The 14,066-nt window shown below is 71.1% G+C and carries 11 protein-coding genes and 1 pseudogene; 7 read left to right on the top strand and 5 right to left on the bottom strand.

Features of this window, described 5'->3' with window-relative positions; all coding sequences use genetic code 11:
• Nucleotides 1-30 precede the first annotated feature (30 nt).
• The gene (locus OIU81_RS21340; RefSeq protein WP_329150247.1) at nt 31-1,278 is read right to left on the bottom strand and encodes a M6 family metalloprotease domain-containing protein; all 1,248 of its coding nucleotides are present in this window, start codon (nt 1,276-1,278) and stop codon (nt 31-33) included.
• A 464-nt stretch (nt 1,279-1,742) separates the two neighbouring features.
• Between OIU81_RS21340 and OIU81_RS21345 the strand changes: the two genes are divergently transcribed.
• Both OIU81_RS21345 and OIU81_RS21350 read left to right on the top strand, forming a co-directional pair.
• Nucleotides 1,743-2,405, top strand: a complete 663-nt coding sequence (locus tag OIU81_RS21345) for a TetR/AcrR family transcriptional regulator (RefSeq protein ID WP_329150249.1) — start codon at nt 1,743-1,745, stop codon at nt 2,403-2,405.
• 194 nt (nt 2,406-2,599) lie between these two features.
• The gene (locus OIU81_RS21350) at nt 2,600-4,126 is read left to right on the top strand and encodes an MFS transporter (RefSeq protein ID WP_329150252.1); all 1,527 of its coding nucleotides are present in this window, start codon (nt 2,600-2,602) and stop codon (nt 4,124-4,126) included.
• Nucleotides 4,127-4,429: 303 nt separating this feature from the next.
• On the opposite strand, the gene OIU81_RS21355 is transcribed toward OIU81_RS21350, so the two are convergent.
• Nucleotides 4,430-4,927, bottom strand: a complete 498-nt coding sequence (locus OIU81_RS21355; protein WP_329150254.1) for a MarR family winged helix-turn-helix transcriptional regulator — start codon at nt 4,925-4,927, stop codon at nt 4,430-4,432.
• A gap of 462 nt (nt 4,928-5,389) precedes the next feature.
• Here OIU81_RS21355 and OIU81_RS21360 point away from each other — a divergent pair.
• Nucleotides 5,390-5,491, top strand: a pseudogene (locus OIU81_RS21360) (pyridoxamine 5'-phosphate oxidase family protein); the annotation flags it as partial.
• A gap of 102 nt (nt 5,492-5,593) precedes the next feature.
• Here the strand turns inward: OIU81_RS21360 and OIU81_RS21365 are convergent.
• Nucleotides 5,594-6,157, bottom strand: a complete 564-nt coding sequence (locus tag OIU81_RS21365; RefSeq protein WP_329150256.1) for a hypothetical protein — start codon at nt 6,155-6,157, stop codon at nt 5,594-5,596.
• Between the two features lie 157 nt (nt 6,158-6,314).
• On the bottom strand, nt 6,315-6,914 hold the full coding sequence (locus tag OIU81_RS21370; protein ID WP_329150258.1) for a GNAT family N-acetyltransferase: 600 nt from the start codon (nt 6,912-6,914) through the stop codon (nt 6,315-6,317).
• Nucleotides 6,915-7,101: 187 nt separating this feature from the next.
• On the opposite strand from OIU81_RS21370, the gene OIU81_RS21375 reads away from it, so the two are divergent.
• The 4 genes from OIU81_RS21375 to OIU81_RS21390 all read left to right on the top strand — a co-directional run bounded on the left by OIU81_RS21375 (nt 7,102) and on the right by OIU81_RS21390 (nt 12,368).
• The gene (locus OIU81_RS21375) at nt 7,102-8,103 is read left to right on the top strand and encodes a sigma-70 family RNA polymerase sigma factor (protein ID WP_329150260.1); all 1,002 of its coding nucleotides are present in this window, start codon (nt 7,102-7,104) and stop codon (nt 8,101-8,103) included.
• Nucleotides 8,104-8,423: 320 nt separating this feature from the next.
• Entirely contained in the window at nt 8,424-9,206 is a 783-nt protein-coding gene (locus tag OIU81_RS21380; RefSeq protein WP_329155261.1) for a DeoR/GlpR family DNA-binding transcription regulator, read from the top strand.
• The gene (gene pfkB, locus OIU81_RS21385) at nt 9,203-10,150 is read left to right on the top strand and encodes a 1-phosphofructokinase (protein ID WP_329150262.1); all 948 of its coding nucleotides are present in this window, start codon (nt 9,203-9,205) and stop codon (nt 10,148-10,150) included. Before OIU81_RS21380 ends, pfkB begins: the two co-directional genes overlap by 4 nt.
• 118 nt (nt 10,151-10,268) lie before the next feature.
• Entirely contained in the window at nt 10,269-12,368 is a 2,100-nt protein-coding gene (locus tag OIU81_RS21390) for a PTS fructose transporter subunit IIABC (protein ID WP_329150264.1), read from the top strand.
• Nucleotides 12,369-12,647: 279 nt separating this feature from the next.
• On the opposite strand, the gene OIU81_RS21395 is transcribed toward OIU81_RS21390, so the two are convergent.
• Nucleotides 12,648-13,991, bottom strand: a complete 1,344-nt coding sequence (locus OIU81_RS21395; protein ID WP_329150266.1) for a L,D-transpeptidase — start codon at nt 13,989-13,991, stop codon at nt 12,648-12,650.
• Nucleotides 13,992-14,066: the final 75 nt, after the last annotated feature.

Below are 14,066 nucleotides of genomic sequence, written 5' to 3' on the forward strand. Positions count from 1 at the left end.
TTTCCCCGTTTGCGTGGTGACGTGGGGGCGTCAATCGCGCGCCGGGGTGACCCGTACGCGGTAGGTGCCGTCCGGGTTTTCCGTGAGGACGGTGACGGCTGCGCCGCTGGTGCGGTCGGTGAAGGTCTCGCCGGGGCCGAAGGTGGCGTCCGTCAGTTCCGGGTCGACGTATTTGTTGTCCCGGTAGCAGCCTCCGCTGTGCGGGGTGGCGTCCACGATGCGGAGCGGGCCGCGGCCCGAGGGGACGTGGGTGGCGACGCGGTAGATGAGGACGCCCGGCTGGCAGACGGCCGGGTCGAGCAGGCCGCGGATGCGGGCCTCGACGACCAGGGCGGTGCGGTGGGAGGTCGGGACGACGACGATCTTGGTGCCGCCGGGGGTGGAGAGGGGGGTGAGGGTGTGTTCGCCGGGCGTCCCGTGGCGTGGAGCGCAGTGCACCTGCTCGGCGGAGAGCCAGCCGAGCTTCCACTTGTGCCAGCCGACGAAGTCGTTGCTCGGCCCCCAGTCCTCGTCCATCGGATCCCAGTGGCCTACGGGGGGTGAGTCGTCGCGGTCGTCGGTGAAGTAGAGGTCGGGCAGGCCGAAGCTGTGGGCGTTCTCGTGGTTGAGGACGCGGAAGGCGCTCGACCCGGTTTGCCGGCTCCAGATGAAGGACGCGTTCCGGAACGGCACCCCGTCGGCGGTCCGCAGCCCCATGTCGCCACCGCTGAAGGTGACCGACAGGACCGTACGGGTCGCGGGCGGACCCGCGTTGGGGGTGGCGATGACGTTGATGACGTCGTAGTCGCGGAAGTCGACGAGCGGGTCGACGGCGCGGACCAGTTCCCGGGACAGGGCGTGATAGCCGCCGTCCGAGGTCGGGTCGAAGCTGGCACCCCGCCCGATGCCGTACGCCGCGAGCGGCCGTGACATCCGGATCCACCGGAACAGCGGTATGGGGCGGTAGGTCAGCCTGCCGTAGGAGCTGATGCGGAAATACTCCGTCGCGGCCGGGAAGAACTCGGCGAAGCGGGCCCGGGGGGAGAGGGTCGCGTGCGCGTCCGGGAAGTCGATGAAGAGGGTGAGCGCCCGTACGGGACCGGACGATCGGGCGAAACCTGTGGGGGTCTCCGCGGATTCGGCGACGTCGTCGCTGATGCCGCGCAGGGCACACGGGCCACTCGGCGAGGCGCCGGGCCCGGTGGGTATGGCCACGGCGCTGGGCGGTGAGCCCAGGGCTATCGCCGCGGCCGCGGTGGCCGCTCCTGCGGCCAGAACCGCGGATACCTTGTGCTTCATACCGATCACCTTGTGTCGACGGGTGATCGCTCGCGCGCGGGGTTACGTCAACCGGAGTCATGGCGGGGCCGGATGGGTCGGTCTGGAGAGGCGGTTCGGGTGGGGCGGTTCGGGTGGGGCGGACCCGGACCGGTCCCGGTGGGGTGTGGTTCAGGTCACGTCGGGGAGTGAAATATCCGGGGAGGGGATCCCCGTTTAACCAGACGTCCGGATGAAACGGGGGGCGAATCCCCGGTTCGGTGGGCCGGTCGTCGGGTCGCCGAGCCGGCGGGTCGCCCGGTCGTCCGGTCGCCCGGTGGTCCGGTGGTCCGGTGTGCAAGCCGTGGTCACCCGGTCGGCCGGGCTGGCCGGCGGTCGCGCCTCCGGCCGTATGGCCCGTCGGTTCGGATGGCCCTCCGGCCGCCTGATCGTCCGGAGACCCGTGTGGTCAGAGATGTGCTGAGAGATGAGAGGAGTGAGCCGCCGTGGCCGCCACCACTGCTTGTGCGAAGTCCGGGAAAGAGGGGCAGCAGCCCCGTCTGCGGGCCGATGCCCTGCGCAACCGGGAGCGGATCATCGCGGCCGCCCGCGAGACGATGGTCGAGTTCGGGGCCGAGGTCCCGCTCGATGAAATCGCTCGACGCGCGGGTGTCGGTAATGCGACGCTCTATCGTCACTTCGCGGATCGCCTGGAGTTGATCCACCACGTCACCCTGTCCGTCATGTCCCGTACCGCGGACCGAGCGGAGAGCGCCCTTGCCGAGGAGTCCGATGCTTTCCAAGCGCTGAGGCGCTTCGTCCACGCCGCGGTGGAGGAGCGGATCGGGGCGCTGTGCCCCCTGCTCTCCGACGGCGTCGACCGCGACCACCCCGACCTGCTCGCCGCGGGTGATCGTCTGGAGGCGGCCATCGAGGCCGTCATGGGCGCCGCACGCGACAGCGGCCAGCTGCGTACCGACATCGCCGTCGGCGATCTGATGGTCGCGCTCACCCAGCTGACCAGGCCGTTGCCGAGCAGCGGCGGTATGGATTTCGACAAGTTCGTGCACCGTCATCTGCAGCTGTTCCTGGACGGCCTGCAGGCGCCCGCCCGTTCCGAACTTCCCGGGGCCCCGGCCACCTTGGAAGATCTCCGGCGCCGCTCGTAACCCCGGCACCACGCCGTCATACCTCCCACGCTTCCTGCCCGACCCACCGACTCGTCCCGCCCCACCGTCCCGCTCGTCCGTCCACTCCTACGTCCCGTCCTGCGTTCGTGCGTTCCTGCGTCCTGACGGCCGCCCGGTCCGCCGGCCTTGCTCTTGCTCTTGTTCGCTCACCGCACCACTAGGTGGATCCCGTCATGCCTGAAACACCCACATACGTCGACCCCCGGCGCTGGAAAGCGCTGATATTCATCGCTCTCGCCCAGCTGATGGTCGTGCTCGACGCGACCATCGTGAACATCGCGCTGCCCTCCGCCCAGCAGGACCTCGGTATCACCGACGCCAACCGGCAGTGGGTGATCACCGCCTACGCACTGGCCTTCGGCGGGCTGTTGCTCTTCGGCGGGCGCATCGCCGACCTGTGGGGGCGCAAGCGGACCTTCGTCACCGGACTCATCGGCTTCGCGGTCGCCTCCGCGCTCGGCGGGGCCGCGGCCGACCAGGCCATGCTGATGGGTGCGCGGGCGCTGCAGGGGGTCTTCGGCGCACTGCTGGCGCCGGCCGCGCTGTCCCTGCTGGCCGTGACGTTCACCGAGGCCAAGGAGCGCGCCAAGGCGTTCGGCATCTTCGGTGCGATCGCGGGCGGCGGCGGCGCCGTGGGCCTGATCCTCGGCGGGGTGCTGACCGAGTACCTGAACTGGCGCTGGACGTTCTTCGTGAACATCCCGTTCGCCGTGGTCGCCGCGACCGGTGCCCTGCTGGTCATCCGCGAGCCCGCGGAGAGCCGTAACACCTCCCGGCTGGACGTTCCCGGCGTCATCCTGGCCACCCTCGGCCTGGTCTCGCTGGTCTACGGCTTCACCCGCGCCGAGTCCGACGGCTGGCTGGCCGCCCCGACGCTCGGCCTGTTCGCCGCGGCCGTCGTGCTGCTGCTGACGTTCGTGCTGGTCGAGTCCAAGGTGAAGGCGCCGCTGCTGCCGCTGCGGGTGGTCGCGGACCGCAACCGCGCCGGCATCTACGCCTCGCTGGGTCTGGCCGTGATCGGCATGTTCGGTCTCTTCCTCTTCCTGACCTACTACCTGCAGATCGTGAAGGGCTACACCCCGGTGACGACCGGTCTGGCCTTCCTGCCGATGATCGTCGGCATGATCACCGGCTCGACGCAGATCGGCGCCCGGCTGATGACCCGCGTCCGGCCGCGGCTGCTGATGGCGCCCGGTTTCACGGTCGCCGCGCTCGGCATGCTGGTGCTGACCCAGATCGACCTGGACACGTCCTACCCCGCGCTGATCCTGCCCGGCTTCCTGCTGATGGGTCTCGGCATGGGTACGGCGTTCATGCCGGCCATGTCGCTGGCCACGCACGGTGTCCAGCCGCGCGACGCCGGTGTCGCCTCCGCGATGGTCAACACCTCGCAGCAGGTGGGCGGCGCGATCGGTACGGCCCTGCTGAACACCATCGCGGCCAGTGCCACCACCGCGTACGCCACCTCGCACGCGGCCGGTGCCCGCTCCCTCGACCTGCTCAAGCTCCAGGCGATGGTGCACGGCTACACCACCGCCATCTGGTGGGCGGTCGGCATCCTGGCCCTGGCGGGCGTGATCGCCTTCACCTTCATCAACACCGGGCGGCCCGGCGGCGGTTCGCCGGTGGCGTCGTCGCAGGACGGCGAGGGCGCGGCGCTGGGCGAGGACGAGGTGCCGGTCCCGGTGATGGCGCACTGATCCCGTAGGGGTGGTGGGGCCACCTGGTCCCATGAGGGACGCTGGTCCCGTAGGGGTGGTGCGGTCGGGGGCGCTCGGAGCGTCGACGTCTCCGGCCCACTCTTACCGCATTCCTACCTCGCTCCTACGTGCGCCAGGGTCGTCCCTTAGGTGTGCTGGGCCTGTCCCCGTACGTGCGCCGGGCTTGTCCCGTACGTGCGCCGGGCCTGTCCCGTACGTGTGCCGGGCTTTCCGGCCCGGCGCGCCGCCGCACCGCCTCGACCGCTCCACAGGTGCCGGGCTTCTTCCGGCTTCGCCGAACCGTCAGCGGAGCCAGGGGAGGTCGGCACCTTTCGGTTGCAGCCCCTCGGTCATGACCTGGCAGATCTCGGCGAGTTGAGCGACCTGCTCCGGGGAGAGCCGGTCGAAGATCGCGGCGCGTACGGCCGCGACATGGCCGGGGGCGGCCTTCTCCAGGACCCGCATCCCCTCGTCCGTGAGGTGGGCGTTCTGGCCCCGCTTGTCGGACGAGCAGTTCTCCCGCTGCACCCAGCCGTTCCGTTCCAGGCGCGCGATCGCGTGGGAGAGGCGGGAGCGGGTGATCTTGGCGTTCTGGGCCAGCTCGGTCATCCGCATCCGACGGCGGGGAGCGCGGGAGAGCTGGACGAGCAGGCCGTAATACACGTGCGGCATTCCGGCATCGCGCTGCAGCTGGCGGTCGAGGTGATCCTCCAGGAGCGTGGTGGCGTGCAGGTAGCACTGCCAGGCGTATTGCTCCTCGTCGCTGAGCCAGTGCGGCTCGGCTGCGGCTTCGCTGCTCATACCATCCACTCTCTCACCACTCGGAGAGTTATTTAAGTTTTAACAACGCCGTATGAGGACTTTCTGCGGCGAGGGAACGGCCAGGCATCGTCCCGATGTTGATCATCCCCGACGACTGATCATTGCCGATGCCTGAATGTTCACGCGTATCGGTCTACTGCCCAGTGTGACGCCGGGGAGTGGCGATGACGGAAGTGCCGGCTCGCTTTCTCACCCCGCCGCCTTGGCCTCGCCATCTCGGGCACCGTACGCCGTCGTTCGGCTACGCACCGTGGTGGGCCGGTTCGCCTCGTGGCCGTGCGCAGCCCGGTGGTGCGGGGTGGGCGCGGTGCGATGTGGCCGCGTCGGCTGAGGGAGGGATGTGGCTGAACTCCGAGTCGTCGAGGGGGAGTTCGGGTACGGCTGCTCTCAACTTGCCGTTCAGGGTGGGAAGTTGGGTCCGCCGGCCGGCGGTGTCACGTGCCGGGGCGGGACGCCGGACACCCTGACGGTGACGTCAGGGTGGCCGGGCGGGCCGTGGAGGTGACCGACCCCGAGGTGGTCGCGCGCCATGCGGCGGAGGCGGCATGGCGGCGCCGGAGTCGTCCCGTCAATGACGGATGGAGCGTCAATGACGGATGAGTGGTGAGGGTTGGATGAGTGGTGAGGGCGGCTGCTCCCGGTGTCTCAGTGGGTGGCGACCGGGAGGTCGTGGGGCCGGTGAGCCTTGTGGGGGCGGTGTTCGCCGTGCGGCTCGCGGACGCGGTGGGTGCGGAAGACGTAGAGCGAGACGACGAACATCACGGCGCCCATGGTGAAGCCGAAGGCGCACGACTTGAGGATGGCTTCCCCGCCGAGGCTGTAGCACCAGCCCAGCGAGCCGCCGAAGACCACCCCGTAGGCGATCGCCCGGGTCTCGGTGAGCATGGACGACTGGAAGTGGGCCACCACCAGCCCGAGTGCCCCGGAGACCACGAACGCGGTCAGCCCGTACAGCATGGCCGGACCGCCCTTGGTGCCGTCGGTGTGGGTGCGGAAGATGGTGAAGAGGCCGAAGGCGAGCGCGGTGATGATCGGCAGCGACACCTTCGCCGGGATGCGTCCGGGCATTCCCGCCATCCCGGTCGTTCCCGGGGCCCGCTGCGGGGAGCCGGCCCGGTCGGTGGCCTGGGTCGTCGCGCCGTGTTCGGTCTCCACGGTGCCGTGCGAGCGGGCGGCCCGTGCGCCGTGCCGCTGAGCGATCCGGTCCATGACGGGCTCCTCTCGGTTGCCCCGCTGCCTCCTGTCCAGGCGACACCCGGGGGCCGTCCGCGTCAACCGGAGCGGCGGCAGGGGCCCGGCGGGCGGTCCGTCCCTGTCCGCTTGCGCCCGGCTTGTGCCCGACTTGTGCCGGACGGTGCGGGCCGGTTCAGCCCAGGTCCTTCTGGTACCAGGCCACGTCCCAGTAGCGGCCGAACTTGCGGCCCACCTCCGTGTACGTGCCGAGGTGCCGGAAGCCGAAACGGGTGTGGAGGCGGGTGGAGGTCTCGTTCGGCTGGGTGATCCCGGCGTAGGCGCGATGGACGTCCTCGTCGGCCAGCGCCTCGAACAGGGCCTTGTACAGCAGCGTGCCGACGCCCCGGCCGGTGGCGTGCGGCGCGCAGTAGACGGTGACCTCGACGGAGGGGGCGTAGGCGGCCTTCGGGCGGAACGCGCTGCTGGTCGCGTAACCGAGCAGGGCGCCTCCCGGGGGACCGGCGTCGGCGGCCGCGGGAGTGCCGCGGGAGCCGTCCGTCGGCCCGTTGTGCGGGTCTTTCGTCCGGTCTGTCGCCTCCTGGGCAACCAGAAGCCGGTGCGGGCCGTCTTGGGGGTGGGAGAGCAACCACGGGCGGCGCTGTTCGGGGGTGAAGGGTTCCGTGTCGAACGTGATGCAGGTCTCGCGAATGTAGTGATTGTAAAGATCGGTAAGGGCCGGCAGGTCCGCTTCGGTGCCCGCTGTGACCTGCACTTCCCCGTGTCCTTGCAGCATGAGCCCTCCCTGGATGGCGTCGCAGGGTACTGCATGATCAGAAAAATAGCGGGGCGCCGCGGGAATTCTGTCCGGATTCCAGCCGTTGTTTCCTTCGGACGGGCCGCTCGGCAAGCATCGGCCTCCGATGGACGATCGGGCCCGCTCCACCGTCCCGCGACCGACTCATCGCAAAGGGAGCACACGCATGGCAACCCGTGCCGTCGCCCGGCGTCAGGACAGCAGCAGCGCTTCTGACGGGGCCAACAGTGTTCGCGCAATAGGCGGGGAGATCGCCGACCGCGACCTGGTCGGCATGTACCTCGACGAGATCGCGCGTACACCACTCCTCGACGCCGCCAAGGAGGTCGAGCTGTCCCAGACCATCGAGGCGGGCGTCTACGCCCAGCAGATCCTGGACGGGGAGGTCACCGACGGCAATGCCGCAGGTGCCAGCCCCGAGGAGCTGGAGGCGCTGGCCGGGGAGAGTGCCAGGGCCAAGGACGTCTTCATCCGCTCCAACCTCCGGCTGGTGGTCGCGGTCGCCCGCCGCTATCCGCGCGCCGGGCTGCCCCTGCTCGATCTGATCCAGGAGGGCAACGCCGGTCTGGTGCGTGCCGTGGAGAAGTTCGACTACGCCAAGGGCTTCAAGTTCTCGACGTATGCGACGTGGTGGATCCGCCAGGCCATCACCCGTTCCATCGCCGACCAGTCGCGCACGATCCGGCTGCCCGTGCACCTCGTGGAGGAGCTGGGCCGGATACGCCGGGTGCAGCGCGAGTTCAACCGTGAGAACGGCCGTGACCCGGAGCCGGCGGAGGTCGCCGGCGAGCTGGGCTCCACGCCCGCCCGTGTCACCGACGTCCTCGACTGGGCGCGCGACCCGGTCAGCCTCAACATGTCGGTGGACGACGACGGCGACACCCAGTTCGGCGACCTGCTGGAGGACACCTCCGCGGCCTCGCCCGAGCAGTCCGTCCTGACGCTGCTGCGCAGCGAGGAGCTGGAGGACCTGATAGACCGGCTCGACCACCGCACCGCCTCGATCATCAAGGCCCGCTACGGCATCGAGGACGGCCGTGAGCGCACCCTGACCGAGGTCGGCAAGCAGCACGGCCTGACCCGCGAGCGGATCCGCCAGATAGAGAAGCACGCGCTGCTGGAGCTGAAGCGGATGGCGCGCGACACCGGATTCGACGCGGCCGCATAGCCCGCGGGCGAGCGCGCCTGCCCGAGGCAGGACCTGTGGAGGATGAGCCCCGGTGCCGTTTCGGCGTCGGGGCTCTTGTGTGTCCGGGAGCCGGGCGGCCGGAAGCCGGGAGCCGGGGGCCAGAGGTCGGGAGGCGGGGGCAAAAGCGGGCGGCCGCCCTGCCATCCCCAGGCCGCAGGGCTCACCAAACCCGCCCGCCGCCGTCCCGCGCAATGTCCGTTTGAGTCTGCCTGAAGCCCACTTCCGTTTACTTTCTCGAACTCCGGGCGTAGCATCCAGCTGAAACCACAGGTTCGGGCATGGAACGGACACAGACGCAGATGTACGCACCGGAACGTCAGCAGGAGATCCTGCGGCTCGCCCGTGAAGGCGGGCGGGTCGATGTGCTCTCCCTGGCGGAGGAGTTCCAGGTCACCGCCGAGACCGTGCGGCGCGATCTGAAGGCGCTGGACCGGGCCGGTCTGGTGCGCAGGGTGCACGGCGGGGCCATTCCGGCCGGCCGCCTGGACTTCGAGCCCGACCTCGCCGAGCGGGACGCCGTCGCCGCCGACGAGAAGCAGCGCATCGCCCGGGCCGCACTCGCCGAGCTCCCCGGGGGCGAGGGCGGTATCGGCAGCTCCGGGAGCGTGATCCTGGACGCCGGTACGACCGCTGCCCGGCTCGCCGCCGAGATCCCGCTGGAGGCCGAGCTGACCGTCGTCACGCACGGCCTGCCGGTCGCCGCGCGGCTGGCCGACCACCCCGGCCTCACCCTCCATCTCGTGGGCGGCCGGATCCGGCACCGTACCCGGGCCGCGGTCGACGACTGGGCGCTGCGTGCCTACCGCGAGATCAATGCCGATGTGCTGTTCCTGGCGGCCAACGGCTTTTCCCCCGACGGCGGACTGACCACCCCCGACCTCGCGGAGGCCGCCGTGAAGCGGGCGCTGATCGCCGCCGCCCGCCGCGTCGTCCTCCTCGCCGACTCCGCCAAATTCGGGCAGACGCACTTCGCCCGCTTCGGCGAGCTGTCGGACGTGGACCTGCTCATCACCGACACCGGCCTGAGCCCCGACGACGCCCTCGCCATCGAGCGCGCGGGCACGGAAGTAGTACGCGCATGATCCTCACCGTCACCCCCAACCCCAGCCTGGACCGTACGTACGAGATCCCGGCGCTGGACCGCGGGGCCGTGCTCCGGGCGACCGCCGACCGGATCGACCCCGGCGGCAAGGGCGTCAATGTCTCGCGGGCGGTCGCCGCGGCCGGACACCGCACGCTGGCCGTCCTGCCGCTGGGCGGTCCCGCCGGTGCGGCGCTGGCGGGGCTGCTGGGGGCCGAGGGCATCGAGGTGGCGAGGGTGCCGGTGGCGGGTCAGACCCGCTCCAACATCTCGGTCGCCGAGCCCGACGGCACCCTCACCAAGATCAATGCGCCCGGGCCGGAGCTCACGCACGAGGAGTCGGAGGCGCTGCTGCGCAGGACCGGCGAGCGTTCGGCAGGAGTCGACTGGATCGCCTGCTGCGGCAGCCTGCCGCGCGGACTGGCGCCCGAGTGGTACGCGGAGCTGGTCGCCCGCGCCCACCGCGCCGGCGCCCGGATCGCCCTGGACACCTCGGGCCCGTCGCTGGTGGCGGCGCTGGGCGAACGCCCGGACGTCGTCAAGCCGAACGCCGAGGAGCTGGCGCAGGCCGTCGGCCGCCCGCTGGCGACCCTCGGCGACGCGGTCAAGGCCGCCGAGGAGCTGCGCGCCCGGGGTGCCCGCGCCGTCCTGGCCTCCCTCGGGGCGGACGGCCAGCTCCTGGTCGACGAGGACGGCGTCCACTACGGCAGTGCCCCGGTCGCCGCCGTCCGCAGCAATGTCGGCGCGGGCGACGCCTCGCTGGCCGGCTTTCTCACGGCGGGCGGCAGGGGACCGGCCGCGCTGGCCGCCGCGGTGGCGCACGGTGCGGCCGCCGTCCAGCTGCCCGGCAGCCTGATGCCGACGCCGGCCGATCTGGAGACGGCGGCGGTCACGGTCACCGGTGACGTCCCCCTCGACCGGCTGCTGACGGAGCCGTCGCCATGACCGCCGACCGCGGAGCCGGGCGCATCACCGCCGCTCGCCCCGCCGGTGCCTGCCCCCAGCCACCCCCCGTTCCGTCCCCACCGCCCCCACGGCGGTGCCGCGCGCAAGGGAGCCCGCGATGAGTGAGCTGATCACCGGGGAACTGGTCGACCTCGACCTGTCCGCCGAAACGAAGGACGCCGCCGCGCGGTCCCTGGCCGAACGGATGGTCGCCGCCGGCCGGGTCACCGACCTGGCGGGCTTCCTCGCCGATGTGGCCACACGCGAGGCCCAGATGCCGACGGGGCTGGACGGCGGGATCGGCATTCCGCACTGCCGCAGTACCCACGTCACCGAGCCGACGCTGGCCTTCGGGCGCAGCGCCGCCGGTATCGACTTCGGTGCGCCGGACGGCCCGGCCGACCTGATCTTCCTGATCGCGGCCCCGGCGGGCGGCGACGCGGACCATCTGTCGATCCTGTCGGCCCTCGCCCGGCAGCTGATGGACGAGACCTTCACCGGCGCGCTGCGCTCGGCCACCGAACCGGAGCGTACGGCGGCACTCATCCGCGGGGACGAGCCCACGGCCGAACCGGCGGCCGAGCAGGCGGAGGCGGCACCGACGGCAGATCAGGCAGCAGCGGATCAGGAGGAAGTGGAACCGGCAGAAGTGGAACCGGCAGAAGCGGAACCGGCGGAAGCGGAACCGGCGGCGGAGACCGCGTCGACGAGCGGCGAGCCCGCCGGCCGCCCCGCCCCGGCCCCGTTCCGGATCGTCGCCGTCACCTCCTGCCCCACCGGCATCGCGCACACCTACATGGCCGCTGAGTCGCTGGAGAAGGCCGGGAAGGCCGCCGGCGTCGAGGTGGCCGTCGAGACCCAGGGCTCGGCCGGGTTCCAGCGGCTCGACCCGCAGCTGGTCGCGGCCGCGGACGGCGTGATCTTCGCGCATGACGTCGAGGTACGGGACAAGGAGCGGTTCGCCGGGAAGCCGACCGTCGACGTCGGGGTGAAGGCGGGCATCGGCCGTGCCGCCGAACTCATCGCCGAGGTGCGCCGGAAGGCCGCCCACGGCGAGGCGAGCGCCCCGGCGCGAGCCGCCGCCCCCATGGACAAGGACGCCGAAGCGGGCGACGGCTTCGCCACCCGGCTCCGTAAGTGGCTCATGACGGGCGTCAGTTACATGGTGCCGTTCGTCGCCGCGGGCGGGCTGCTCATCGCGCTCGCCTTCGCCCTCGGCGGCTACACGGTCAACAAGGCGCCGTCCGTCGCCGACCACTTCCTGTGGACCGAGTCCGGCAGCTGGGCGGCCCTGCTCTTCCAGATCGGCAGCGTCGCCTTCGGCTTCCTCGTCCCCGTCCTGGCCGGCTTCATCGCCTACGGCATGGCCGACCGCCCCGGCCTCGTCCCGGGCTTCGTCGGCGGGGCCATCGCGCTCACCGTCAACGCGGGCTTCCTGGGCGGGCTGATAGCCGGTCTGCTGGCGGGGGCGGTGGTGACGGCGATCCAACGGGTCCGCATCCCGGCGCCGTTGCGGGGCATCATGCCGGTGGTGGTCATCCCGCTGATCTCCTCGGCGGTCGTGGGCTTTTTGATGTTCCTGGTGGTCGGCAAGCCGATCGCCGCACTGCAGAAGGGGCTGACCGACTGGCTGTCCGGCCTCACCGGCGCCAACGCGGTCATCCTGGGCGCGCTGCTCGGCCTGATGATGTGTTTCGACCTCGGCGGCCCGCTGAACAAGGTCGCCTACGCCTTCGCGGTCGGCGGCCTCGCCAACCCCAACGAGGGCAGCCTGAAGGTCATGGCCGCGGTCATGGCGGCCGGAATGGTCCCGCCGCTGGCGATGGCACTGGCCACGACCGTGCGCGGCCGGCTCTTCACCAGGGCCGAGCGGGAGAACGGCAAAGCGGCCTGGGTGCTCGGCGCCTCCTTCATCACCGAGGGCGCGATCCCCTTCGCCGCCGCCGACCCGCTGCGGGTCATCCCCTCGGCGATGGCCGGCGGCGCGATCACCGGCGCCCTCTCGATGGCCTTCGGCTGCACCCTCCGTGCCCCGCACGGCGGCATCTTCGTCGTCCCCCTGATCGGCCAGCCGTTCCTCTACCTGCTCGCCATCGCCGCGGGCACGTGCGCCGGCACCGCCCTGGTCATCCTCCTCAAGGGCCTCCTCCGACGCCCGCACACCCGCCCGACGGACACCCCCACCCCCGACGGCACCGGCGTGACGGTCACCGCCTGACCCCCGCTTCCCGGGAACGTGCCGGGGCCCGCACCGCGAGGACAGGACGGTGCGGGCCCCGGCATGCCGCGTCCGGTACGGGCGGCGGGTCTCGCGCCCGGCCCTCACCTGGGCAGGTGTCGGCTGTTATCCGCTGGCCGTCGCCCTGTGTCTGCTCCTGCGGGATGTGCTCTGACGGGTGCGAAGAACGACGAAGGGCGGGAGAACGACGAAAGGCGGTGGCCGGCCCCCCCAGGGGAGCCGGCCACCGCCTTCAGCTGTCCGCCGCAGACGCCGCCGTCAGGCCGCGCTGCCCGCCTGCCACTCGGACCACGACATGTTCCAGCCGTTGAGGCCGTTGTCCGGCTTGACGGTCTGGTCCTTCGAGTTCTTGACGATGACGACGTCGCCGATCAGCGACTCGTTGAAGAACCACTTGCCCGGGGTGTCACCGCCGCCGCCCTTCTGGTCGCGCAGACCGACGCAGCCGTGGCTGGTGCCGGAGTTGCCGAACACCGACGAGGCGCCCCAGTAGTTGCCGTGGATGAAGGTGCCGGAGGCCGACAGCCGCATGGCGTGCGGGACGTCAGGGATGTCGTACTCGCCCTTGCCGTCGTCGTTCTTGAAGCCGACGGTCGAGCCGTCCATCCGGGTCTGCTCGAACTTCTCCGAGATCACCATCTGGCCGTTGTAGGTCGGGTGCTCGGGGCTGCCGCCGGAGATCGGGATGGTCTTGTAGGTCTTGCCGTCCCGCTTGACCGTCATCTGCTGGGTGTTCATGTCGACCGTGGAGACCTGCGAGCGCCCGATGGTGAAGGACACCGTCTTGGACTGGACGCCGGAGATGCCCTGGCCGCCCTTGACCCCGTCCAGGTCGATCTTCATGGTGACCTTGGAGCCGGCCTTCCAGTAGTCCTGCGGCCGGAAGTCCAGGCGCTGGGCGCCGAACCAGTGGCCGACGACCTTCTGGCCGCTGCTGGAGGTCACCGTGATGTGGGACTGGACGTCCTTCTTGTTGGTGATCGCCTTGTCGAAGTTGAACGACACCGGCATGCCGACGCCGACGGTCTTGCCGTCGTCGGGGGTGTAGGAGCCGATGAAGCTGTTGGCGTTGGAGACCGTCGTGAAGGAGGAGTTCTCGGTGGCGGCCCGGCCCTTGGAGTCCTTGGCCTTCGCCACGATCCGGTACTTGGTGCCGCGCTCCAGCTGCACGCCCGGCTTCCAGGACGAGCCGTCGGGCGATATGGCACCGGCGACGTCCTTGCCGGCCGGGTCGGTGAGCTTCACCTCGGTCAACTTGCCGCCGGTGACCTTCACCCCGGTGTCGTTGATGCTGGCGTTGGTGGCGCCGTCGTCCGACGAGACCTTGATCTTGGCGTCGGAGGCGTTCTTGGCGGCCGCGGCGTCGGCGGCGGCCTGGCCGTTCTTGCCGTCGTCATTGCCCCCGGCCGAGGCGTCCCCACCACAGGCGGACAGGGACAGCGCACCCGCCGCGAACAGGGCCGTCACGGCGAGCGTGCGGCGCATCCGGCGGTGCCGGTGCGGCGTACCGGGCGCCGGCTGCTCGTCCGACAGGAGCAGCTGGTGCGGGGTGCGGGACCGAGCGGGCGCGGGGTTGTCCGGCGTTGTCACGAGCTGCTCCATACAGGGGGGGTTGTGGTTCCGTGCTGATAAACAGCACGAGTGGGCGGATTCGGTTGCGGGTGCGGCCCGCTTGTG

It is taken from the genome of Streptomyces sp. NBC_01454 (genome assembly GCF_036227565.1).
Taxonomy (GTDB): domain Bacteria; phylum Actinomycetota; class Actinomycetes; order Streptomycetales; family Streptomycetaceae; genus Streptomyces.